Genomic DNA, 20994 nt, shown 5'->3' on the forward strand with positions numbered 1-20994 from the left:
GGAAGGGAAACTCCCAGCTAGCGATTCGGCGGGATCGTGCAAGGTGGCCGAAAGCGGGGCAGCCCGGCCAAAAGGTCACGGCTCCCGCGAAACATTTCGCCCCCCCGCGAGTCACGAAGGCTTCAGCCGAGCACCGCGGACGGACATGCATGTCTTGATCGAGACATGCTTCAGCTCGAAACTGACGCAGTCGTGCTCCCATTCGTGGACGACGGTGCGGTCCCACAAGAATGAGACGCCATCCTCTACGCCAAGAAAGGAAGTAACCTGCAATGTTCAGCCACATTATGCTCGGCACGCGCGATCTCGAGAAGCTCGCGAGCTTTTATGACGCGGTGCTCGCGCTACTCGGACTTGAGCGAAGCCCGCAGGAAGACGACGGAGATCCGGGCTATCGCGCCTGGCGACGCCCAGGCTCCACGTGGCCGCACTTCATCGTCCAGTATCCCATCAATGGTCTCCCGGCCACCTGGGGCAATGGCGTCCAAGTCAGCTTCGCCGCTCCCTCTCAAGATGCCGTCGACAAGGCCTGGAAAGCCGCGATCGAAAACGGCGGCAAGGACGAAGGAGCGCCTGGCCTGCGCCCACACTATGGTCCCGACTATTACGGTGCTTATTGTCGCGATCCCGAGGGCAACAAGCTCTGCTTCGTCCACACCGCCGAACTGGAAAAGCTCTTGCGGTGAAAAGTGCTTACAGGACAGGGGCAAGGAGGCCGTGCAAGCAAGAGGCGCCCTTCGGGGCGCCTTTCAAGCGACTGTTTTCTTTTAGAAAACTGGAGCGGGCGAAGGGATTCGAACCCTCGACCCCAACCTTGGCAAGGTTGTGCTCTACCCCTGAGCTACACCCGCTCTCTGGTCGGCGCTACGCCGCGCCGCCGATGGGCGCGATAAACACCATTCCGACCGCAGGCGCAAGCACCTTTGCCGCACGCCGGATCGGCCTCACGGCACGAACGCGCCCTCGCTCGGGCAACCTACCCGCAAGCACAGCAGCGCCGGCCAGAAATTGACCAGCGCTCAATTCATGATGACGGTTGGGAAAACTGGAGCGGGCGAAGGGATTCGAACCCTCGACCCCAACCTTGGCAAGGTTGTGCTCTACCCCTGAGCTACACCCGCTCTCTGGTCGGCACCGGCGCCGTGGCGCCGCCGATGGCCGGGATAAACACCATTCCGGCCGCAGGCGCAAGAGGAGCGGCGACGCTTTTTTCGCGCCGGCTACCAGTGCGTCGCCGGCGGCAGGCCGCCGGCGATCTCGGCCAGCCGCGCGTGGGTGGCGCGGGTGGTGCCGGGCGGGAGCGCCGCGAGGGGAAAGAAGGCGGCTTCCGCGATCTCGCGGTCGGGCAGCTTGGGCGCGCGCACCGCGAAGGCGCGCGCGACGTAGAGCACCACGTGGTCGCGCCGCGAGGCGCTGGTGTTGAAGTAGAAGCCGTGCAGGCGGGCGGCGCCGGGATCGATCTCGATCTCGGCCTCCTCGCGGCACTCCCGCACGAGCGCCGCGAGCGCGGTCTCGCCGGGCTCGACGCCGCCGCCCGGCAGATGCCAGCCGTCCGTGTAGGTGTGCCGGATGAGACACACCCGGTCATCCGCGTCGATCACGGCGCCGCGCACGCCGAGGGTGATGCCCCGCGAGACGCGCCAGACCAGATGGGCACCCCGGAGCATGAGACGCTGGGCGCGCGTCGCCATGGCGGCCCCTCAGACCACGGCGAGCCGGATCTCGCCGACCCCCGCGATGCTCCCCACCATCGTCTGCCCGCGCACGACCGGGCCAACGCCCTCCGGGGTGCCGGCGAAGATGACGTCGCCCGGCTCCAGGGCGAAATAGGCCGACAGATAGGCGATCTGCTCGGCCACGGACCAGATCATGTCGGAGAGGTCGCCCGATTGCTTGAGGATACCGTCGACCGCAAGCGTGATGGCGCCGCGGGACGGGTGCCCGATGACGGAGGCCGGGCGCAGCACGCCCACGGGGCCGGAGGCGTCCGCGGCCTTGCCGAGTTCCCAGGGCCGGCGCAGGCTCTTGGCCTCGTCCTGGAGATCGCGGCGGGTCATGTCGAGTCCGACCGTGTAGCCGTAGACGTGATCGAGGGCCGATGCGACCGGGATGTCCCGGCCACCGCGGCCGAGCGCCACCACCAGCTCCACCTCGTAGTGGTAGTTCGCGGTCTTGGGCGGATAGGGATGCTCGACCGTCTCGCCATCCGGCACGATCTGCAGGGCGTCCGCCGGCTTCATGAAGAAGAAGGGCGGCTCGCGGGTCGGGTCGGCGCCCATCTCGCGGGCATGGGCCGCGTAGTTGCGGCCGACGCAATAGACGCGCCGCACCGGAAACAGGTCTTGCGTGCCCTCGATGGGAAGGGCGGTGCGCGGGGGATTGGGGATCACGGAGAGCATGGGCCTTTGTCTTCCGGACAGCCGGCCCATGGCTTGGGCCGGCCGGGACGAATCGCTATCTAGAGGCGCCCCACGCCGGACGCCATCCTGGCGGCCCAACCCCTGGCCGACATGTCTCCTTCCTCCCACGCCGACCTTCTCGATGCCCTGCGCGCGCAGCTCGGGCCCGCGCAGGTGATCACCGCGTCCGACGCGATGGCGGGTCATCTCACCGAGATGCGCGGCCTCTACCGCGGGACGGCGCTCGCGGTCGTGCGCCCGGCCAATACGGAGGAGGTCGCCCTGACGGTGCGGGCCTGCGCGCAGGCCGGCGTGCCGCTCGTGGCCCAGGGCGGCAATACGGGGCTCGTCGGCGGCGGCGTGCCCGCGGGCGGCATCGTGCTGTCCCTCGCGCGCCTCGATCGGGTGCGGTCGCTCGATCCGGTCAACGCGACCATGACCGTGGAGGCGGGCTGCATCCTCGCCACGGTGCAGGAGGCGGCAGAGACGGCCGGCCTGCTCTTCCCGCTGTCCCTGGCCTCCGAAGGCTCCTGCCGCATCGGCGGAAATCTCGCGACCAATGCGGGGGGCACGGCCGTGCTCGCCTACGGCAATGCCCGCGACCTCGTGCTCGGCCTCGAGGTGGTTCTGGCCGATGGGCGCATCTGGAACGGGCTGAAGGCCCTGCGCAAGGACAATGCGGGCTATGATCTGAAGCAGCTGTTCGTGGGGTCGGAGGGCACGCTCGGCATCATCACGGCGGCGGTGCTGAAGCTTCATCCCCGGCCCGCCTCGACGGCCACCGCCTTCGTGGGCCTCGCCTCGGCCGGAGCGGCGCTGGCGCTGCTCACGCGCCTGCGCTCGCGCGCCGGCGGGCGTCTCACCGCCTTCGAGTACATGCCGCGCTTCGGCCTGGAGATCGTGCTGCGCCACGCCGAGGGCGTGGTCCGGCCGTTCGCGGGCGACCACGCGGCCTATGCGCTGGTCGAGATCTCCTCGGAGGGGCCGGAGGCCGAGGCGCTGCTGGAGGACCTCCTCGGGGAAGCGTTGCAGGACGAACTCGCGGAGGATGCGGTCGTCGCCCGGAGCACCGCGCAGAGCAAGGCTCTCTGGCGCCTGCGCGAGAGCCTGTCGGAGGTCCAGCGGCGGGAGGGCGCCTCGATCAAGCACGATGTCGCGGTGGCGGTGTCGCGCGTGCCCGAATTCCTGGAGCGGGCGAGCGCCGCCTGCGAGGCAGCGCTTCCGGGGGTGCGGGTCTGCGCCTTCGGCCATCTCGGCGACGGGAACATCCACTTCAACCTGACCCAGCCGATCGGGATGGAGGCGGCGGCCTTCCTCGACCTGTGGCCGCGCTTCAACCGCATCGTCCACGACATCGTGCACGCGATGGACGGGTCGATCGCGGCCGAGCACGGCGTCGGGCTGATCAAGCGCGACGAGCTCCTGCGCTACAAGGATCCGGTGGCCCTCGACCTGATGCGCCGCCTGAAGGCAGCCCTCGATCCGGACGGAATCCTGAATCCCGGGAAGGTGGTGCCGTCCGAATCCGGCGCGGCCGCCTCTGCCCCGCCGGGCGCCGGCCCCTGACCGGAGAGACGGCTCCCCACCATCCGGTTTCTCCGGGACGCGCCGACGGGCCGGTCCGTGGCCAAAAAAATTCTGCGCCGGCCATTCAGGGATTTCGCAGTGCGGCAGAACGATCGGCGGTAACGATCGGGACCGTGTCCTGGCCCTGTCCGCGCACTCGTCCGGGCGCACATCCGCCTCACGCAGGATCGCAAGAACGCTCGCCAACGACTTTACGGAACTCAGAAAAAATTCCTGACAATCCGCAGTCGCGCCTGATGTCCGGCGTTCTGCGCCACCCGAGAGCCGCGCGGATGGTCCGCCTGCCGCCATCCCGGGCCGGCTGCCGTCAACTCGCCTCCGGCTGTTGGCACGCCGCGTCGCTGCACTGCAACATAAGGTCGCGCTCCGATTTTGCGGGCCGGGCATGGCACACAAATCGCGTCGTCGCCGTTCAGTACGGCGCGCCTCTGTCCCGGCTCGGAGGCCGCCGATGCGTGACCGCAGAGGCCGGTGGAGGTGGTATGGCCGATTACCTTACGGTGGCGCTCATCTGCGCCAAGACGCTCGCGGGACCGGATTGCTCGCGCGACACGGCGATCGACGTCGTGATTGCACCCGCCCCCTCTCCGGTCGCCTGCATGATGCAGGGCGAGACCCTCGCGGCGCGGAGCAACCTCGTCGATCGCGACACGAACTACCTCAAGGTCGCCTGCGAACGGCGCCGGACGGCCGCTCTCACACCGACCGATTCCGTGGTCTCCAGGTCACCCTGACGCTGACGCTACGGCCCGGTCAGGGCAGCACGCGATCAGCGTCTCCACTTAAGTCATCGTCTCCTCACAGGCGTCGGCCTTGCCGGCCTCGTCCTGTTCGCGCGCCTTCGCGATCAGGCCGGTCGCCTGAGCAATCTTCTACGGATCGGGCTTGACGCTCGGCTGACCACCGGGCGGCGTCGGGAGCGCGAGGGGCGAACCGGTCTGCATGCCGGTGCTTCCCGTGACGGAGGCCATTCCCGCGCTGTCCAGCCCGCATGACGGCGGAGGACGCGACCAGGATGGTCGCCACGGTAACGGTGATGCGCATGCGGGAGGTCTCCTGTCAAGCCACAGGCCGATCGGCCCGCCGGGGTCTGCGGCCGATGCCCCCCGCGCCGGCCGGCCGGACGCCGGGTCCGCAGGCGCGACAAAGGGTTAGCCCACGACGGGAGAACCGCGACGGCGGTCACAATGGCGTGATGCCGGAGGCGCCGCAGCGGTCCTGCCTTGCGGCGGGAAGCAGCCGCGCGTCTGATGCCCTGCGGGCCGTCGAGAGCCCGGCACCGGGAGGACGGGGCATGCGCAGCAGGCGCTCCGCGGTCGCGGTCGGACTGGCCGCCGCCTTGAGCCTGCCGGCCGCGGCTCAGGACATGATGCGCCATGTCGATCTGTCGTCGCCGGAGATGGCGCAGGCCGAGACCACCCGGGAGGCGGTCGAGGCGATGATCGCGGCTGCGGCCGGGCAGCCCCTCGACCTCTCGGGCAAGCGCCTCTCGGGTCTCGACCTCTCCGGACTCGATCTCGCCCAAGCCAATTTGCGTCTTGCCCGGCTCAACCGGGCGAAGCTCCGGGGCACCGACCTCACCGGTGCGACGCTCGATCAGGCCTGGGCGCTCGAGGCCGACTTCACCGGCGCGAAACTGGGCGGCGCCAGCCTGTTCGCGATGCAAGGGCGCGGCGCCGTGCTGGTGAAGGCCGACCTGTCGCGGGCGCGGCTGGTTGCCGATCTGACGGGCAGCGACCTCACCGGAGCCCGCCTGCGGGAGGCCCGCGGCGGGGCCGACATGCGCAACCAGTCCATGGGGCTGATCCGGGCGGTGCTGATCTCCGTCAAGCTCGACGGCGCCGATCTTTCGGGCGCGGACCTGTCGCGGGGCAAGCTCGACTTCGCGAGCCTGAAGGGAGCGGATCTCTCCGGCGCGAACCTCACGGGTGCCGATCTGTCGGGGGCCGACCTCACGGGCGCGCGGCTCGCGGGCGCGACGCTGACCGGGGCCGATGTCAGCGGCGCGCGGCTCGTGCGGCTCGTGGGCGCGGAGGCCGCGCACGGCCTCGATGCGGTCGTGAACGGCGACCGCGCGCGCCGGGACTGATCAGAGCTTCGCCTGGATCTTCCGGGCGATCTCGCCCAGGCGCTGCTCCAGCAGGGTCGGCACCTCGCAGACATAGGTCAGCGACTGGCTGCGCTCCTGGAAGATGCGCTTGTCCCAGGTGAAGCGGCTTTCGAGATCGGCGAGTTCCTTCGTCTCCTTCACGTCGGGCGAGGTCTTGATCTCGCTGATCTGGCTCGCCTCGTCGCGGATGCGCTCGGCCATGACGCGCTGGCCGCGGGCGTAGCGGCCGATGCCGGCCACCACCTTGTCGCGCTCGCCGTTGATCAGCTCGAACACGCCCGCGAAGACACGGGTCAGGCGCTGCTGCTTCTCGGGGCCGGCCTTCTCGGCGAATTCGGAGAGGAGCGGGTCCACCTCCTCCAGCGGGGTCTTGCGGGAGGCGAGCTTCTGGGCGAGCTGGGCCGCCTCGCGGTCCTGGCCCCAGTCCTGGAGGGCCTGCGTCGGGTCGGGGCCGGTCCAGACGGCGCCGAAGCCGAGCGTCGAGACCTTGCGTTGCGGGCAGGGCCAGTCGGGATAGGGCTTCGGCTGCGCGAGGGCCGCCGACGCGGCGGCGATCAGGGCGGCGGCAAGGAGCGAACGGAGCATCGGACAATCCCGTGACGATTCAGGCGGCCTCGCCCGCCGGACCGCCGCGCCGGGCGAGCAGGCCGCGGCCGGGGTCGTAGGCGATCACCGCCAGGACGAAGAAGAGGATCCCGGTCCCGAGCACGACCGCGCAGGAGACCGGGTTGAAGGCGCCGTAGAGGGCGAACCGGATCAGCTCGACCGCATGCGTGAAGGGGTTCGCCTGGCAGATCCAGTAGAGCGTCGCGCTCGACTCGTTCACCCGCCAGAGCGGATAGAGCGCCGAGGAGGCGAAGAACATCGGGAAGATCACGAAGTTCATCACGCTGGCAAAATTCTCCAGCTGGCGCACCAGCGAGGAGAGGAACAGGCCGATGGCCCCCAGCATCATCCCCGAGGCCAGGAAGGCCGGGAGGGCCGCGAGGTAGCCGATCAGCGGGATGTCCGTCTCCCAGAAGGCCGCGACGGCGAGGAAGACGTAGGCCTGGATGATCGAGACCGCGACGCCCGCTGCGAGCTTGGCGAAGAGCAGGCTCCAGCGCGGATAGGGGCTGGTGAGCAGCACCCGCATCGAGCCGACCTCCCGGTCGTAGACCATCGAGAGCGAGGATTGCATGCCGTTGAAGAGCTGGATCATCGCCGCGAGGCCCGGCACGACGTAGACCTCGTAGAGCACGTAGGTCTCGTAGGGCGGCGTGATCGACAGGCCGAGCGTGTTGCGGAACCCGGCCGCAAAGATGAAGAGCCAGACGAGCGGGCGCACCAGGGCGGAGAAGAACCGCTCCTTCTGGTTGAAGAAGCGCAGCAATTCCCGGCGCACGATGCCAAGGAAGCAGATCAGGTAGCCGGTTGCATCCAGGCGGCCGCGCACCGCGTGGGTCTCGGGCCCCGCGAGGGTGGGGGATGGCGCCTGGCTCATGCGACCTGCCTCCGGCCGGGCTCCGCCACCATCTGGCGGAAGGAGGTTTCGAGGGAGCCCGAGGGTTCGCTCAGCGCGCCGGCGAGGCCCCGGGCCACGACGTTGCCCCGATGCAGGACCACGACGCGGTCCTGGGGCTCGATCTCGTCGAAGATATGGGTCGCCCAGAGCACCGAGAGCCCCTCCTCGCGCACCAGCGCGCGCACGATGGCGACGATGTCCGAGCGCGCTTCGAGGTCGAGGCCGACGGTCGGCTCATCGAGGAGCAGGAGATCGGGCGAGTGGATCAGGGCGCGGGCGATCTCGATCCGCCGCGACTGCCCGCCCGAGAGCGTGCGGATCTTGTCGTCCCGCCGCTCCAGCAGGCCGACGCGGGTGAGGAGAGCGGCGATGCGGGCCTCCGCGGCCCTGCGGGCGATGCCGTGGAGGGCGGCGTGATAGAGGAGGTTCTGGCGTACCGTCAGATCGGTGTCGAGGGTGCGCGCCTGGAACACGACGCCGAGCCGGGCGAGCGCCCGCGAGGGTTCGCGGCGCAGATCGTGGCCGAAGATCGCCACCGCCCCGTCCTGGTTGTGGTAGAGGCGGGTGACGACCGAGAACAGCGTGGTCTTGCCCGCGCCGTTCGGGCCCAGCAGCGCCACGAACTGTCCCCTCGGCACCTGCAGCGAGACATCGTCCAGGGCCGCGCGGCTGCCGAAGCGGTGGCTGACATGCTCGACACTCAGCGCGGGAGCGGCCGTGCTCATCGGCCGAGGGCCTTGCGGGCGTCCCGGACCGCGTCCACACATTCGTTGAACTCGCCCTCGCCCTGCTCGCGCTCGGCCACGCGCAGGGCCTTCCTGAGGCTGCGCTGAAGCGACTCGGCGGGCGGCTTGGCGAGCTCGGCCCGGATCATGGTGATGCCGTCGCGGCATTCCGACTCGTCGTCGGCGCGGGCGGCGCCGGCCGCAAGGCAGGCCAGCAGGCAGAGGGTCAGGCGCATCGGGGTTCCGGTTTCCTCCTGATTTTGCGGCTCATGTAGGATGGCTCGGCCGCGGGTGAAACGGCCGTCACTTCACGATGAAGCGCCCGGTCATGCCGCGGCTCTCCAGGCCCTGGACGAACCACGGGAACTCGCCGGCCCGCACGGTCACGAACTCCACCTCCATCGTGCCCTGGTCGTCGAACTCCAGGTGATGGGGCGGCCCAGCCATGTGGACTTCGAGGTGGTTGACGATGATCTGATTCATCCAGACGCCGCGGAAGAACTCGGGCGCGAAGAACTTGTACTCCTTCTGGCCCTTGGCGGTGATGCGCAGCCGGTAGGCCTTGCCCGCCTCCATTTCGATGTCCTTGGCAGAGACCGCGTAGTCGTTGCCCTGATCGTCGCCGAGGACGAGGTCGGGCAGATCGGTGCGCCCCTTGGTGAGGTCGCGGGCGGAGGCCGGGAGGGCGGCGCACAGGAGAGAAGCGGCGAGGCCGGCGATGCGGAGGGGCGTGTGCATGGGGCTTTCCAGATGGCAGGTCGTCGATCGCGATGATGCTGGAAGCGCGGGATCCCCTCTCCCAAACGGGAGAGGGGATCCCCGTGCTGCCCGCGCCTCACTGTGAAACCGTGAAATGTCAGGGTCGCTATTGCGGCGAGACCACCACGCCCCAGGGCAGAAGGCCCACCGGAATGCTCTTCACCACCTTCAGGTTCTCGACATCGATCACCGAGACGTCGTTCGAGGTGCCGTTCGTCGTGAAGAGCTGCTTCTGGTCGGGCGTGAAGGCGAGCTGCCAGACGCGCTGGCCGACCGGCAGGTACTTCTCGACCTCGTAGGTCCTGGCGTCGATCACCGCCACCCGGTTCGCCGGGCCGAGCGCCACGAAGGCGCGGGTGCCGTCCCGGGTGAGGCGCACGCCGACCGGCTGGATCTGCTCGTCGGTCACGCCCGGGATCTTGAAGGAAATCTTCCTCACCACCTTGCGCGCCGCGACGTCGATCACCGAGACGGTGCCGCCGACCTCCGCCGAGACCCAGAGCCACTTCCCGTCCGCCGAGAACTCGGCGAAGCGCGGCCGGGCATCGACCAGCACGTTGTCGATCACTTGATGCGTCGTGGTGTCGATGAAGTGGGCCATGTTGGTGGTCTCGGAGGTGTTCACCAGGACCTTGCCGTCGGGGCTGAGGCCCATGCCCTCCGGCTCGACGCCCACCGGGATCTCGGCGACGATGCGGTTCTTCTCGACGTCGAGCACCGTGACCTGGCTGTCATCCTCATTGGCGATGTAGAGCGGATTGCCGCTCGGATGCAGGATGAACAGCTCCGGATCCGGCCCCGAGCGCAGGGACTTGGTGATCTTGCCGGTCGCCGTGTCGACGACATCGATGCGGTCGTCGTCGCTGGCGCAGACGAAGAGCTGCTTGCCGTCGTGGCTGATGGTCACGCCGCGCGGCCGCCGCCCCACCGGCCAGGTCGCGGTCACCTGCAGGGTCGTCGAGTCGATGACGCTGACCGAATTGCCCTTCTCGTTGGTCACGTAGACCGTGTAGGCCCGGGCGGGCGCCGCGGCGACCACGCCAAGGCCGAGCATTACGGCCCCGATGGCGAGCGCGTCCCTCATCCGGTGGCGGCTCATTCCGTTTCTCTCCCCGTGTTCCGTCCAGAGGCCCGTCGAGGGCTCGAAGGCCCGTATAGGTCCGTTTCCCGCCTGATGCCGCAGGGCGCGCCGTCCGGCGCCTCACGATTTCGACAGCTTGCACTGGCTCTCGGGCTGGTCGAAGCCGAGCGTGTCGAGGGGCGTGCGCTGGTGCAGGTAGCCCTGCTCGGGCGCAACCGCCACGAGAGCGCTCGGCTGCACCAGCAGGATCGGCTGCCGGAGCTGGTGGTCCCAGGGGCGGAAGCTCAAGGCCACGCCCTTGTAGGCCGGCAGGCTGAAGGCCGGATCGGCGAGGAAACGGCCGAGCAAAGCCGCATCGGCGCTCTTCGCCTGAAGCGCCGCCTCGCCGACCGCGCGGATCGCCGTCCAGACCTGGTAGTCGAGGGGGCGCATCAGCCGTCCCGTGAGGCGCCGGAAGCGGTTCTGCGCCTGGGCGGCGCCCCAGACCTCGAGGGTCGGGTGCCAGGTCGTCGGGAACAGGCCCTGCGTGCCGACCACGGGCCGCGGATCGGCGGTGTGGAAGGGAACGTAGTCGCCGAAATCCCCCGCCTCGTCCGCCACCACCGCCACGTCGTAGTCGAGCCCCCGGGTGAAGACGAGGGCCTCGGCGCGGGTCGGCGTGTCGCCGCGGGCCCGGGCGAGCGGGCCGAAGGTCCAGGGCTTCTCCGCCGCGATCTGGAGCCCGAATTTCTTCGCCGAGCGCTTCAGGGCCTCGGCCCAGAGCCTGTCGCCCTCCTGCGGCCCGACGATCAGGAAGAGCTTGCGCCAGCGCATGAAGGCGAGGAACTGCACCAGTGCGTCGGTCTGCATCGCCCGGCTCGGGGCGATGTGGAAGAGGTTGCTCCGGCAATCGGCCGCGCGCAGGCGGTCGTCCGGCGCGGCGGCGTTGAACAGCACCACGCCCGAATCCTTGAGGGCGTCCGCCACCGCGAGCACCTCGGGTCCGGTGAGGGCCAGCACGATGAAGCGCACGCCCCGGTCGGCGAGGTCCCGGGCGGCCGCCACGGGATCCTTCGGCGGCGGCTCGCCCGGACGCGGGTTGGCGAGGGCCACCTCCTCCAGGGCGTAGACCTGCTTGGTGAAGCGGCCGGTCGCGTTGTTGTCGCGCACCGCCATGCGGGCGCCCGCCACGCCCTCGTCCCCGGGCACGGCCTGCGCGTCGTAGGAGGAGGGCGCGTCCTGCGGCCGGTAGACGAGGCCGATGCGGATCTCGGTGGCGCCGGGCGGAGCCACCTCGGCGGCGGGCGGGGCCGCCGGCGCGGGCTGGGCGAGGGACGGAAGCGGCCCCGAAGCGGCCAGGAGCGCCGCCGAGAGAAGACCGGTCCGCCAGAGGAGAGCGCGTGGAGAAGGGGCCATGCGGGCCGCACGCTACCAAGAATTCTCGCGCGATCTCAACGTCTTATCGCTAAGGGAAACTTAAGTTGAAGGTGCCCCCGCCGCACCCGAAAGTTCAAGGCGGTGCCGGCGGGACAATCCCCGCCCGCTCCGTTGCGCCCGCCTCGCCCGTCATGGCAGTGTCCGCCGATGTTGCCGGCCCGCCTCATCCTCCTCGCCGCCCTGGTGCTGCCGGGCGCCCTGCGGCCGGGCGTCGCCCTGGCCGCGCCCGAGAAGGCGGCGGTGTTCGGGATCGAACTCCTCGATCCCGGGGTTGTGGGCGGACGTCCCCCTCGCCCGGAGGAGTCGCGGCGCCTCGCGCTCGCCACGGACGAGCTGCGCAAGGCGGTGGCGGCGCAGGGTGCGGTCGAATCCGTCGATCTCGCGCCCCAGGCGGCCGAGATCCGCAAGGAGGCGCCGCTCTACAAGTGCGAGGGCTGCGCCGAGCGCATCGCCAGGGAGGCGGGCGCGAGCCTCGCGATCTACGGCTACGTCCAGCGCAACACCAACCAGATCCTCAACCTCAGCATCACCATCTCGGACGCCGAGAACGGGAAGGTGCTGCGCGGCGGCCAGGTGGTGATCCGCGGCGACACGGACGAGACCTGGCTTCACAGCGTGCGCTGGCTGGTGAAGAACCGCCTCTTCGCCGAACCCCTGCCGAACCGGTCCTGATCGTGCCCCACCCCCTGTCCCCCGCTGCCCCGGACCGCCCGCGGGTGCGGCTCCTCGTGAGCGTGCGCGACGCGGACGAGGCGGCCCTCGCCCGCGCTGAGGGCGCCGACCTCGTCGACGCCAAGGATCCCGCTCGCGGGGCGCTCGGGGCCCTGCCCGCCGACAGCGTCCGGGCCATCGTGGCAGCGGCAGCGGGCGGACTCACCAGCGCGGTCGCGGGCGAGCCGGCGGATGCGGCGGAGGCCGCCGCAATGCTGGCGGCGCTCGGCGGCACCGGCGCCGACTTCCTGAAGATCGCGCTCCCGCCCGGCCTCCCCGTCTCGGAGCTGACCCTGCCGGCCGGTCCGCCCGTGATCGCGGTCCTGTTCGCGGAGGATCGTCCGAGCCCGGAGATGATGCCGGCCCTGGCCGCGGCCGGGTTCCGCGGCGCCATGATCGACACGCGCGGCAAGGACGGGCGGCGCCTCACCGATCACCTCGCCCTGCCCCACCTCGCCGCCTTCGCGGCCTCCTGCCGGCGCCTCGGGCTGCTCTCGGGGCTTGCGGGCTCGCTCGCCCTCGACGACATCCCGGTGCTGCTTCCCCTCGCGCCCGGCTATCTCGGCTTCCGGGGCGGCTTGTGCGCGGCAAGCGACCGGCGCACGAGTCTCGATCCCGCGCGCATCGCCGAGGCGGCGCGACGCCTCGCCGCGGCTGCGGTCCGCCCGACAGCGGCGTAAGGACCCCGGCATGGCGCCCGGTCTCAGCGTGGTGAAGCTCGGCGGCAGCCTGACGGCGGATGCCGTGCGGCTGCGCACGGTGCTGCGCGGGCTGGCGGACGGGGCCGAGGGGCCCGCCGTGATCGTGCCGGGCGGCGGCCCGCTGGCGGAGGCGGTGCGGAAAGCTCAAGCGGCCCTCGCCTTCGACGACGCGCTCGCCCATCGCCTCGCCCTCGACGCGATGAGCGGCATGGCCCGGATCCTTCAGGCGCTCGAACCGCGGCTCACGGTGTCGGTCGATCCCGCGGCGGATCTCCGCCGGGGGCGCGTGCCGGTCTGGGATCCTGCGCTGCTGAAGGACGGGCATGCGGACATCCCGGAGTGCTGGGAGGTGACCTCGGACAGCCTCGCGCTCTGGCTCGCCGCGGAACTCGGGGCAGAACGCTGCGTGCTGGTGAAGTCGGCGGAGGCCGGGGATCCGGCGACCGAGGGCTTGGTGGACGCGGCCTTCCCGCGCTTCGCGCGGCGCTTCTGCGGCGAGATCGTGCTGCGTGGCCCGCGGAGCGAGCGGAGCTGGACGCCCGACGCGTCGTTCCGCATCGACGACGCTGTCGCGCCGAGGCTCCCGGCGCATGCGGGAGCCTGAGATGCGCGGGACCGCCATCGCCTTCGCCATCCCGTCCCTCGTCCTAAGGTACCGCAGCGCCGGCGGCCCCGAAGGAGGGCTCCAGTGGAGCGCGACAGGGATGCTTCGAGGCTCGCTTCGCCAGCACCTCAGCATGAGGACCGCTGGTCCAAGGCTCTGGTGGATGGGAAATCGGTTCAGGGGGGCTTCGAGGCGCGCTTCGCGCGCACCTCAGCATGAGGAGCGGGGCGGCCTCCACGCAGGTCAGGTTCGATTGAGGACTCGTCGAGGCGCGCAAGCCTCCGCAGGCATGCCCCCCGCTCGCACGGAAAGATTCCCCGCCTTGTCCGCGCCTCAGATCCGCATGGGCTGCCCATGACGGAGCACCTGGTCTTCGTCACCGGCCGGCTGGCCAGGCCGCGCCTCGAAAAGATCGTCGCGGCGCTGCCGGCCGACCGATTCGCCGGCACCATCGCGGATGCGGGCGTGAAGGTCGCCGCCCTGATGACCGAAGAGATCATCCGCCGCCGGGTCACGGTGCCGGCGGAGGCGGACCGCATCATCCTGCCCGGGCGCTGCCGGGCCGATACTGGGGCGCTCTCGGAGTTCTTCGGCGTGCCCGTCGAGCGCGGTCCCGACGAGATCGTGGACCTGCCGGCCTATCTCGGCCTCACGGGCCGGAAGGTCGACCTGTCTCGGCACGACCTCACCATCTTCTCCGAGATCGTCGACGCCTCGAAGCTCACGCCCGACGAGATCCTGGCCCGCGCCCTCGACCTCGCCCGCCGCGGCGCCGACGTGATCGATCTCGGCGGCCTGCCGGACACGCCCTTCCCGCATCTCGAGGACACGGTCCGGCTGCTGAAGGGCGCGGGCCTCAAGGTCAGCGTCGATTCGTTCGACCGCGACGAACTCGCCCGCGGCGCGAAGGCCGGGGCGGATTTCCTCCTCAGCCTCAGCGAGGAGAGTCTCGACCTCGCCTTCGAGACCGACGCCGTGCCGGTGCTCGTGCCGGTGCGGCCCGACGACCTCGCCTCCCTCGACCGCGCGATCGAGCGCATGCGGAAGGCCGGACGGCCCTTCCTGGCCGACCCGATCCTGGAGCCGATCCATTTCGGCTTCGCCGCCTCGATCGTGCGCTACCACGAGACGCGCCGCCGCCATCCCGACATCGAGATGATGATGGGGACGGGCAATCTCACGGAACTCACCGAGGCCGACAGCGTCGGGGTCACGGCGATGCTGGTCGGCCTGTGCTCGGAACTCGCCATCCGCAACGTGCTGATCGTGCAGGTCTCGGAGCACACGCGGCGCACGGTGGAGGAGCACGACGCGGCGCGGCGGGTGATGTACGCGGCCCGCGCCGACGGCGCCCTGCCGAAGGGCTATGGGCGCCAGCTCCTGAGCCTGCACGACAAGCAGCCCTACGTGCAGACGCCGGAAGAGATCGCCGCGCTCGCCGCCGAGGTGCGGGACCCGAACTACCGCGTGGCGGTCGCGGAGGACGGGGTCCACATCTACAACCGCGCGATCCACAAGGTCGGCACCGACGCCATGGCGTTCTTCCCCGACCTCGACGTCGCCACGGATGGCGGGCACGCCTTCTATCTCGGCGGGGAATTGACCAAAGCCGAACTCGCCTGGCGGCTCGGCAAGCGCTACGTGCAGGACGAGCCCCTGGATTGGGGCTGCGCGGTGGATGCGGTGGCGGAGGACACCACCACGTTCAAGGAGGTCGGGCACACGCTGCACGGCCGCCGCCCGGCGCGCGAGCCCGAGGGGACGGAGTGAGGCGGTGCCGCTGATCCTGGAGACCATCGTCACGACGCAAGGAGCGGATGGCCGCCTGCACCTCGTGCCGTTCGGCCTCATCGCACTAGGAGCGCACTTCGTGCTCGCGCCCTTCCGGCCCTCTCCGACCATCGCCAACCTCGAGTCGAATCCCTGTTTCGCCGCCGCCGCGCCCGCCGACATGCGGGTGATTGCCGGCTGCGTCACCGGCCGGCGCGACTGGGCCACCCTGCCCTGCGAGCGCATTCCGGGCCGGCGCCTCGCCGAGGCCTACGGGCACCGGGAATTCGAGGTCGTGGCGGTGGAGGACGATCCGTTACGTCCGCGCTTCCGGGCGCGCATCGTCCACGAGGCCGCCCACCGCCCCTTCACGGGCTACAACCGGGCGCAGGCCGCCGTGCTGGAGGCCGCGATCCTGTCGACGCGGCTCGACCGGCTGCCCCCGGACAAAGTGCTCTCGGAGATGCGATACCTCCATATCGCGGTCTCCAAGACGGCCGGCCCCGCCGAGCGCGAGGCGTGGCATTGGATCGAGGAGAAGGTCGCCGCCGCCCTCAACCTTGCCGCGGCGGACCGGCTCCTCGTCGACGACACCGAGGCTTGAGAGGAGAACCATCCCATGAAGCTGTTGATCGGGGGCGCTGTCGCGGCGCTGGTCGCGCTCGCGCCGCTTGCGGCCGAGGCCCACGGCCCGACCCGCAAGAAGGTCGAGGAGAAGGTCACCATCAACGCCGCGCCCGAGAAGGTCTGGGCCGTCGTCGGCAACTTCCAGGACATGAGCTGGCTGCCGCCGGTGGAGAAGACCGAAGGCAAGGGCGGCAACGAGGTCAAGGCCACCCGCACCCTCACGCTCAAGGGCGGCGCCACCGTCGAGGAAGAGCTCTACAAGTACTCGGCAGAGAACAAGAGCCTGTCGTACCGCATCAACAAGGTCGACCTGAAGGTTCTGCCGGTCAACAACTATTCCTCGACGATCAAGGTCGAGCCGTCCGAGGGCGGCAAATCCACGGTGACGTGGGACGGCGCGTTCTACCGGGGCTACATGAACAACGACCCGCCGCCCGAGCTGAGCGACGAGGCGGCGGTGAAGGCGGTGACCGAGCTCTACAAGGCCGGGCTCGAGAACCTGAAGACGAAGCTCGAGAAGAGCGGCTCGTGAAGGCTCTCCTCGCGGGAATGCTTCTCGGCGCCGGCCTGATCGCTCCGGCCAGCGCCGCGGAGGCCATCGTCACGGCCCAGAACGCCAATGCGGTTGACATCGTCGACCTCGACACGCGCAAGGTCGAGGCGACGATCCCCGTGCCGGGCGCACCGGCCGGGATCGCGCTCTCGCCCGACCGTACTCGCGCCTATGTCACCGCCCCCGAGGGCAAGGCGCTGGTGGTGATCGACGTCGCGGGCCGGCGCATCGAGCGGACGGTGCCGCTCGGCGGCGGCCCGCTCGGCGTCGGCGTGAACCCGGTGAGCGGCACGGTCTACGTCGCCGACTGGTACGCCAAGCGCCTCTGGGCGGTGGACCCCTCGACGCTGACGCTCGAGGGCGAGATCGCGGTCGGCACCTCGCCCTCAGGGATCGCGGTGACGCGGGACGGACGCCTCATCCTCGTCGCCGACCGCGACGACGATGCGGTGTCGGTGGTGGATGCCGGCACGCGCCAGCGCCTTGCGGTGGTCAAGGTCGGCATGCGCCCCTTCGGGGTGACGATCGACCCGGAGGGCAGGCGCGCCTATACGGCGAATGTCGGCTCGAACGACGTCTCGGTCATCGACCTCGCGACGCAGCGGGAGATCGCCCGGGTGCCGGTGGGCGAGCGGCCCTACGCGGTCGCGCTGACGGGCGGACGCGCCTTCGTCACCGACCAGTATGGCGGCACGGTCAGCACCTTCGACCTCGCGACGCTCAAACCCGGACCGCGCATCGACGTCGGCGAGTATCCGGAGGGCATCGCGGCGAGCCGCGACGGCCGGCTGGTCTACGTGGCGAACTGGGAATCGAACACCATGAGCGTGATCGATGCCGCCAGCCTGCGCGTGACCGGGCAGGTGACGACCTCCGACGGGCCGCGGTCCTTCGGAGACTTCCTGCGCTGACGGTCGCGCACCCCGATGTGATCGCTTGATCAGGCGAATGTCTGCGGCATCGGCAGCGCGCCTGACCCGCTCCTGTCCCGGGCGCATGAAGCGGCAGCGGAATGCGACCCGGGACCCAGCACAGGAGGCCGCGCAGCGACCGCCTTTCACCAGCGGCGCTGGAAATCGGAGCCGCTTCGCGGCAAGTCCTCCTGCTGGATTCCGGATCTCCTTCCGCTGACGCCGCAGTCGTCCGGGAAAGGGAGGGAATGCTGTCGCCGGAAAGGGCGCAGACGATCACCTCGCAGCGATTCGACCGGAAACCGGATAACATCCTGAAGGGCGCAGCCGCGCCCGGACCGCAGGCTTCAGCGAGGAGGGCTCGCCATGGGCGAAGTCTATGACTGGCGGAGGATCGGACGGCCGGTCTTCATGGAGCCGCCCTTCGATGGGCAGCCCGTGGAGTTGCGGCTCGCGAGCGGTGCGGTGATCGAGGCGCGGCTCGACGATCCGGAACTGGTGGTCACCGAGGACCCGGCCTTCACGCTCGGCGCCGTCGCGTGGCGCGATCGCGGCGGACACCGCCTGCCCGAGGGCGATCCCCCGGTCGGCTGGCGCCCACTCGCGCCGTGAGCCGCCGCTACCGCCCGATCCGCCTCACCCGCATGGCCTTGTAGATCGCCGGGTGTGCGGCCGAGAGAGCGCGTGGAATCGCGGGCGGCGGGGGCGGCGGTGCCGGCCTCGGCCGGCGCGGGCGGTCCTCGACCACGACCTCCACCGTGATGTGCCGCGGGCCGTCGCCCGGCGGCCGAGCCTGGCGGCCGGCAAGCAGGGACAGGATCCCATAGGCGACCAGCGATGCGACGCCGATGCCGACGCTGCTCCAGGACGGGGCCGGCGCCAGCATCATGGTCGCGAGGCCGCCGAGTGCGAGGGCAGCCGCGAGCGTTCTCGCGTTGATCGGATCGGCAGGCATACCCCATCCTCGCGCAAGACGATCGCCGGGCGGTGAATCGCAAGGCGCGCATTCTCACGATCGGGCCGGGTTTCCGCGCCACGCCCCACCCGTTGCGGGCCGGCGGCCGATCGGAATCCGCCGGGCCGCTTCCCACGGCGCCCGGCAAACTCTAAGAGCGCATACGCGCCGCACCTGCGGGGCGGACCCGGCACGACCGGAGCGCCGCAGGACAAGAAGACCCCGGACAACGGGACGAGGCCAGAACACGGGCGAGACGGTCGCGCCGCGCGGGCGGCCCGGCCAGTCGACAGGGAGCATGGTCATGAGGTGGTCGGTCTGGGCGGGAGCGCTCGCGGGCGTCGCGCTGGCATTCGGGGCGGTGGCGGAGCCGATCCGGATCGGCGTGACGATCTCGAAGACGGGACCGGCAGCCTCGCTCGGCATCCCCCAGTCGAACTCCGTCGGGCTGATGCCGGCCGAGATCGGCGGCACGCCGGTCGAATGGATCGTGCTCGACGACGCCTCGGACACCACCAAGGGCGTCGCCAATACCCGCAAGCTCGCGAGCGACGACAGGGTCGACGCGATCATCGGCTCGTCGATTACCCCGGTCTCGCTCGCCATGGTCGAGGTGGCGGCGGAGGCGAAGGTGCCGATGATCACGGTCGCGGCCTCCTCCAAGCTCGTCGCTCCGATGGACGACAAGCGGCGCTGGGTGTTCAAGACGGCCCAGAACGACAGCCTGATGGCCGAGGCCATCGTCGGGCACATGGCGCGGGCGGGCGTGAAGTCGGTGGGAATGATCGGCTTCAACGATGCCTATGGCGACGGCTGGCTCGGCGAGATCGGTCCGCGCCTGGAGGCGAAGGGCATTCGGCTCGTGGCGAGCGAGCGCTATGCCCGCACCGACACCAGCGTAACGGGCCAGGCCCTCAAGCTCATGGCGGCGCGCCCCGACGCGGTGCTGATCGCCGCCTCCGGCACGCCCGCCGCCCTGCCGCAGAAGACCCTCAAGGAACGGGGTTTTTCCGGCAAGATCTACCAGACGCATGGCGTCGCCAATGCCGATTTCCTGCGCGTCGGCGGCCGGGACGTCGAGGGGACGATCCTGCCGGCCGGGCCGCTCCTCGTCGCCGATCAGCTGCCCGAGGGCAATCCGGTGCGCAAGGTGGCGCTGGACTACACCCGCGCCTACGAGGCGAAGTACGGCGCGGGCACGCTCGCGGCCTTCGGCGGCCATGCCTACGACGCCGCCCTGCTCCTCGCCAACGCCCTGCCGGTCGCGCTGCGATCCGCCAAGCCCGGCACGCCGGAATTCCGCGCCGCCCTGCGGGACGCGCTCGAAGGGCTGCGCGAGGTCGTCTACACGCACGGCGTCGCCACGATGAGCCCCTCCGACCATATCGGCCAGGACGAGCGCGCGCGGGTGATGGTGACGATCGAGAACGGGCGCTGGAAGCTGCTCGCCCAGACGAACTGAGCGGAGCCCGCGCCCCCGCCGGTCAGCCATGGCCTCCCGCCGCACCGCGGAGGGAGGCCGAACCGCGACGAGTTCTCCCGTGGACGCCACGATTCTCCTGCTGCTGCTCCAGGATGGGGTGGTGAACGGCGTGATCTACGCGCTGATCGCCCTCTCCCTCGTGCTCGTCTTCACGGTCACCCGGGTGATCCTGATCCCGCAGGGCGAGTTCGTGGCCTATGGGGCGCTGACGCTCGCGGGCTTCGAGGCCGGCACGGTGCCCGGGACCGTCCCGCTCCTGCTGGCGCTCGGCGCCGCCGCCTTCGCGGCGGATCTGGTCGAGACCCGCCACGCCCTCGGGGCGCGGGTGCTCCTGCGCCTCGCCCTGCGCGATCTCGCCCTGCCCGCCCTCGTGGCGGGGCTGGCCGTGACCCTCGGCCCGGGCAAGCCGGGCCTCGCCCTTGGCATCGCGCTCACCCTCGCCATCGTCACCCCGATGGGCGCCTATCTCCATTCGGTCGCGTTCCGCCCCCTGGAGAAGGCGTCGGTCCTCGTCCTCCTCGTCGCGGCGGTCGGGGTGCATCTCGCGCTCACCGGCCTCGGCCTCGTCTTTTTCGGGGCGGAGGGGTCCCGCACCCCGCCGCTCTCGGATGCGATGCTCCCCGCCGGCCCCCTGGTGATCAGCGGGCAGTCGCTCTGGATGATCGGCCTGACCCTGGCGATCATCGCCGGCCTCTGGCTCTTCTTCGGCGTCACGCTCCTCGGCAAGGCGCTGCGGGCCACCGCGGTGAACCGGCTCGGGGCGCGGCTGATGGGGATCGGGCCGGCCATGGCCGGCCGCCTCAGCTTCACGGTCGCAGCCTTCATCGGGGCGCTCTCCGGCATCCTCGTCGCGCCCCTCACCACGATCTACTACGACACCGGCTTCCTCATCGGCCTGAAGGGATTCGTCGCCGCGATCATCGGCGGCCTCGCGAGCTACCCGGGCGCGGCGGCGGCCGCGATCCTCGTCGGCCTCATCGAATCCCTCTCGGCCTTCGAGGCCAGCGCCTACAAGGAGGTGATCGTCTTCCTGGCGATCATCCCGGTGCTGCTCTGGCGCTCGGCCCGCGCCGCCCCGGTCGAGGACGAGGAGTAGTC

The 20994-nt window shown here is 70.6% G+C and carries 24 protein-coding genes and 2 tRNA genes; 14 read left to right on the plus strand and 12 right to left on the minus strand.

Annotated features, from left to right (window positions below; all coding sequences use genetic code 11):
* The first annotated feature begins 272 nt into the window (after positions 1 to 272).
* Entirely contained in the window at positions 273 to 686 is a 414-nt protein-coding gene (locus MNOD_RS25090; RefSeq protein ID WP_015931759.1) for a VOC family protein, read from the plus strand.
* Positions 687 to 776: 90 nt separating this feature from the next.
* Here MNOD_RS25090 and MNOD_RS25095 read toward each other — a convergent pair.
* From MNOD_RS25095 to MNOD_RS25110, 4 genes are all read right to left on the minus strand, one after another.
* Positions 777 to 851, minus strand: a tRNA-Gly gene (locus tag MNOD_RS25095).
* A 195-nt stretch (positions 852 to 1046) separates the two neighbouring features.
* Positions 1047 to 1121: transfer RNA gene (locus MNOD_RS25100), tRNA-Gly, on the minus strand.
* A 99-nt stretch (positions 1122 to 1220) separates the two neighbouring features.
* Positions 1221 to 1691 carry an NUDIX domain-containing protein gene (locus tag MNOD_RS25105; RefSeq protein ID WP_015931760.1) on the minus strand — a complete coding sequence of 157 codons (471 nt, stop codon included), beginning with the start codon at positions 1689 to 1691 and terminating at the stop codon, positions 1221 to 1223.
* A 9-nt stretch (positions 1692 to 1700) separates the two neighbouring features.
* Positions 1701 to 2399 (minus strand): fumarylacetoacetate hydrolase family protein, encoded by a 699-nt coding sequence (locus tag MNOD_RS25110; RefSeq protein ID WP_015931761.1) that lies wholly within the window; start codon positions 2397 to 2399, stop codon positions 1701 to 1703.
* A gap of 111 nt (positions 2400 to 2510) precedes the next feature.
* On the opposite strand from MNOD_RS25110, the gene MNOD_RS25115 reads away from it, so the two are divergent.
* The 3 genes from MNOD_RS25115 (at position 2511) to MNOD_RS25125 (ending at position 6075) form a co-directional block, all read left to right on the plus strand.
* Positions 2511 to 3965, plus strand: a complete 1455-nt coding sequence (locus tag MNOD_RS25115) for an FAD-binding oxidoreductase (protein ID WP_015931762.1) — start codon at positions 2511 to 2513, stop codon at positions 3963 to 3965.
* Between the two features lie 503 nt (positions 3966 to 4468).
* Positions 4469 to 4720 carry a hypothetical protein gene (locus MNOD_RS25120; RefSeq protein ID WP_015931763.1) on the plus strand — a complete coding sequence of 84 codons (252 nt, stop codon included), beginning with the start codon at positions 4469 to 4471 and terminating at the stop codon, positions 4718 to 4720.
* A 560-nt stretch (positions 4721 to 5280) separates the two neighbouring features.
* Positions 5281 to 6075, plus strand: a complete 795-nt coding sequence (locus MNOD_RS25125) for a pentapeptide repeat-containing protein (RefSeq protein ID WP_015931764.1) — start codon at positions 5281 to 5283, stop codon at positions 6073 to 6075.
* Here the strand turns inward: MNOD_RS25125 and MNOD_RS25130 are convergent, their stop codons facing one another.
* The 7 genes from MNOD_RS25130 to MNOD_RS25160 all read right to left on the minus strand — a co-directional run bounded on the left by MNOD_RS25130 (position 6076) and on the right by MNOD_RS25160 (position 11560).
* The gene (locus MNOD_RS25130; protein WP_015931765.1) at positions 6076 to 6681 is read right to left on the minus strand and encodes a hypothetical protein; all 606 of its coding nucleotides are present in this window, start codon (positions 6679 to 6681) and stop codon (positions 6076 to 6078) included.
* Positions 6682 to 6700: 19 nt separating this feature from the next.
* Positions 6701 to 7579 carry an ABC transporter permease gene (locus MNOD_RS25135; protein WP_015931766.1) on the minus strand — a complete coding sequence of 293 codons (879 nt, stop codon included), beginning with the start codon at positions 7577 to 7579 and terminating at the stop codon, positions 6701 to 6703.
* Complete coding sequence (locus MNOD_RS25140; protein WP_015931767.1) at positions 7576 to 8325, minus strand: ABC transporter ATP-binding protein; 750 nt, start codon at positions 8323 to 8325, stop codon at positions 7576 to 7578. The genes MNOD_RS25135 and MNOD_RS25140 overlap by 4 nt, the downstream gene beginning before the upstream one ends.
* Positions 8322 to 8561, minus strand: a complete 240-nt coding sequence (locus MNOD_RS25145; RefSeq protein ID WP_015931768.1) for a hypothetical protein — start codon at positions 8559 to 8561, stop codon at positions 8322 to 8324. The genes MNOD_RS25140 and MNOD_RS25145 overlap by 4 nt, the downstream gene beginning before the upstream one ends.
* Before the next feature lie 67 nt (positions 8562 to 8628).
* Positions 8629 to 9063, minus strand: a complete 435-nt coding sequence (locus MNOD_RS25150; protein ID WP_015931769.1) for a cupredoxin domain-containing protein — start codon at positions 9061 to 9063, stop codon at positions 8629 to 8631.
* 127 nt (positions 9064 to 9190) lie between these two features.
* On the minus strand, positions 9191 to 10183 hold the full coding sequence (locus MNOD_RS25155; protein WP_015931770.1) for a YVTN family beta-propeller repeat protein: 993 nt from the start codon (positions 10181 to 10183) through the stop codon (positions 9191 to 9193).
* Positions 10184 to 10285: 102 nt separating this feature from the next.
* Entirely contained in the window at positions 10286 to 11560 is a 1275-nt protein-coding gene (locus MNOD_RS25160) for an ABC transporter substrate-binding protein (protein ID WP_015931771.1), read from the minus strand.
* A 168-nt stretch (positions 11561 to 11728) separates the two neighbouring features.
* Between MNOD_RS25160 and MNOD_RS25165 the strand changes: the two genes are divergently transcribed.
* From MNOD_RS25165 to MNOD_RS25200, 8 genes are all read left to right on the plus strand, one after another.
* A complete protein-coding gene (locus MNOD_RS25165) occupies positions 11729 to 12253 on the plus strand; it encodes a DUF3280 domain-containing protein (protein ID WP_015931772.1) in 525 nt (174 codons plus the stop codon).
* A gap of 2 nt (positions 12254 to 12255) precedes the next feature.
* Entirely contained in the window at positions 12256 to 12972 is a 717-nt protein-coding gene (locus MNOD_RS25170) for a (5-formylfuran-3-yl)methyl phosphate synthase (RefSeq protein WP_015931773.1), read from the plus strand.
* 10 nt (positions 12973 to 12982) lie between these two features.
* Positions 12983 to 13597, plus strand: a complete 615-nt coding sequence (locus MNOD_RS25175; RefSeq protein WP_015931774.1) for an amino acid kinase family protein — start codon at positions 12983 to 12985, stop codon at positions 13595 to 13597.
* 354 nt (positions 13598 to 13951) lie between these two features.
* Positions 13952 to 15367, plus strand: a complete 1416-nt coding sequence (locus tag MNOD_RS25180; protein WP_015931775.1) for a DUF6513 domain-containing protein — start codon at positions 13952 to 13954, stop codon at positions 15365 to 15367.
* A 4-nt stretch (positions 15368 to 15371) separates the two neighbouring features.
* Complete coding sequence (locus MNOD_RS25185; RefSeq protein WP_015931776.1) at positions 15372 to 15971, plus strand: DUF447 domain-containing protein; 600 nt, start codon at positions 15372 to 15374, stop codon at positions 15969 to 15971.
* A gap of 15 nt (positions 15972 to 15986) precedes the next feature.
* Positions 15987 to 16526 (plus strand): SRPBCC family protein, encoded by a 540-nt coding sequence (locus MNOD_RS25190; RefSeq protein WP_015931777.1) that lies wholly within the window; start codon positions 15987 to 15989, stop codon positions 16524 to 16526.
* Entirely contained in the window at positions 16523 to 17458 is a 936-nt protein-coding gene (locus tag MNOD_RS25195; RefSeq protein WP_015931778.1) for a YVTN family beta-propeller repeat protein, read from the plus strand. The genes MNOD_RS25190 and MNOD_RS25195 overlap by 4 nt, the downstream gene beginning before the upstream one ends.
* 366 nt (positions 17459 to 17824) lie before the next feature.
* Positions 17825 to 18070, plus strand: a complete 246-nt coding sequence (locus tag MNOD_RS25200) for a hypothetical protein (protein WP_015931779.1) — start codon at positions 17825 to 17827, stop codon at positions 18068 to 18070.
* Between the two features lie 7 nt (positions 18071 to 18077).
* On the opposite strand, the gene MNOD_RS25205 is transcribed toward MNOD_RS25200, so the two are convergent.
* Complete coding sequence (locus MNOD_RS25205; RefSeq protein WP_015931780.1) at positions 18078 to 18413, minus strand: hypothetical protein; 336 nt, start codon at positions 18411 to 18413, stop codon at positions 18078 to 18080.
* 304 nt (positions 18414 to 18717) lie between these two features.
* Between MNOD_RS25205 and MNOD_RS25210 the strand changes: the two genes are divergently transcribed.
* The gene (locus MNOD_RS25210) at positions 18718 to 19875 is read left to right on the plus strand and encodes an ABC transporter substrate-binding protein (protein ID WP_015931781.1); all 1158 of its coding nucleotides are present in this window, start codon (positions 18718 to 18720) and stop codon (positions 19873 to 19875) included.
* 79 nt (positions 19876 to 19954) lie between these two features.
* Complete coding sequence (locus MNOD_RS25215) at positions 19955 to 20992, plus strand: branched-chain amino acid ABC transporter permease (protein ID WP_015931782.1); 1038 nt, start codon at positions 19955 to 19957, stop codon at positions 20990 to 20992.
* Positions 20993 to 20994 lie beyond the last annotated feature (2 nt).

This window comes from Methylobacterium nodulans ORS 2060, assembly GCF_000022085.1.
GTDB lineage: Bacteria > Pseudomonadota > Alphaproteobacteria > Rhizobiales > Beijerinckiaceae > Methylobacterium > Methylobacterium nodulans.

Excerpts from the sequence above, each read along its gene's own strand:
- MNOD_RS25090 (WP_015931759.1), top strand. The coding sequence starts at position 273 with ATGTTCAGCCACATTATGCTCGGCACGCGCGATCTCGAGAAGCTCGCG.
- MNOD_RS25105 (WP_015931760.1), bottom strand. The coding sequence starts at position 1,691 with ATGGCGACGCGCGCCCAGCGTCTCATGCTCCGGGGTGCCCATCTGGTC.
- MNOD_RS25110 (WP_015931761.1), bottom strand. The coding sequence starts at position 2,399 with ATGCTCTCCGTGATCCCCAATCCCCCGCGCACCGCCCTTCCCATCGAG.
- MNOD_RS25115 (WP_015931762.1), top strand. The coding sequence starts at position 2,511 with ATGTCTCCTTCCTCCCACGCCGACCTTCTCGATGCCCTGCGCGCGCAG.
- MNOD_RS25120 (WP_015931763.1), top strand. The coding sequence starts at position 4,469 with ATGGCCGATTACCTTACGGTGGCGCTCATCTGCGCCAAGACGCTCGCG.
- MNOD_RS25125 (WP_015931764.1), top strand. The coding sequence starts at position 5,281 with ATGCGCAGCAGGCGCTCCGCGGTCGCGGTCGGACTGGCCGCCGCCTTG.
- MNOD_RS25130 (WP_015931765.1), bottom strand. The coding sequence starts at position 6,681 with ATGCTCCGTTCGCTCCTTGCCGCCGCCCTGATCGCCGCCGCGTCGGCG.
- MNOD_RS25135 (WP_015931766.1), bottom strand. The coding sequence starts at position 7,579 with ATGAGCCAGGCGCCATCCCCCACCCTCGCGGGGCCCGAGACCCACGCG.
- MNOD_RS25140 (WP_015931767.1), bottom strand. The coding sequence starts at position 8,325 with ATGAGCACGGCCGCTCCCGCGCTGAGTGTCGAGCATGTCAGCCACCGC.
- MNOD_RS25145 (WP_015931768.1), bottom strand. The coding sequence starts at position 8,561 with ATGCGCCTGACCCTCTGCCTGCTGGCCTGCCTTGCGGCCGGCGCCGCC.
- MNOD_RS25150 (WP_015931769.1), bottom strand. The coding sequence starts at position 9,063 with ATGCACACGCCCCTCCGCATCGCCGGCCTCGCCGCTTCTCTCCTGTGC.
- MNOD_RS25155 (WP_015931770.1), bottom strand. The coding sequence starts at position 10,183 with ATGAGCCGCCACCGGATGAGGGACGCGCTCGCCATCGGGGCCGTAATG.
- MNOD_RS25160 (WP_015931771.1), bottom strand. The coding sequence starts at position 11,560 with ATGGCCCCTTCTCCACGCGCTCTCCTCTGGCGGACCGGTCTTCTCTCG.
- MNOD_RS25165 (WP_015931772.1), top strand. The coding sequence starts at position 11,729 with ATGTTGCCGGCCCGCCTCATCCTCCTCGCCGCCCTGGTGCTGCCGGGC.
- MNOD_RS25175 (WP_015931774.1), top strand. The coding sequence starts at position 12,983 with ATGGCGCCCGGTCTCAGCGTGGTGAAGCTCGGCGGCAGCCTGACGGCG.
- MNOD_RS25180 (WP_015931775.1), top strand. The coding sequence starts at position 13,952 with ATGACGGAGCACCTGGTCTTCGTCACCGGCCGGCTGGCCAGGCCGCGC.
- MNOD_RS25190 (WP_015931777.1), top strand. The coding sequence starts at position 15,987 with ATGAAGCTGTTGATCGGGGGCGCTGTCGCGGCGCTGGTCGCGCTCGCG.
- MNOD_RS25200 (WP_015931779.1), top strand. The coding sequence starts at position 17,825 with ATGGGCGAAGTCTATGACTGGCGGAGGATCGGACGGCCGGTCTTCATG.
- MNOD_RS25205 (WP_015931780.1), bottom strand. The coding sequence starts at position 18,413 with ATGCCTGCCGATCCGATCAACGCGAGAACGCTCGCGGCTGCCCTCGCA.
- MNOD_RS25210 (WP_015931781.1), top strand. The coding sequence starts at position 18,718 with ATGAGGTGGTCGGTCTGGGCGGGAGCGCTCGCGGGCGTCGCGCTGGCA.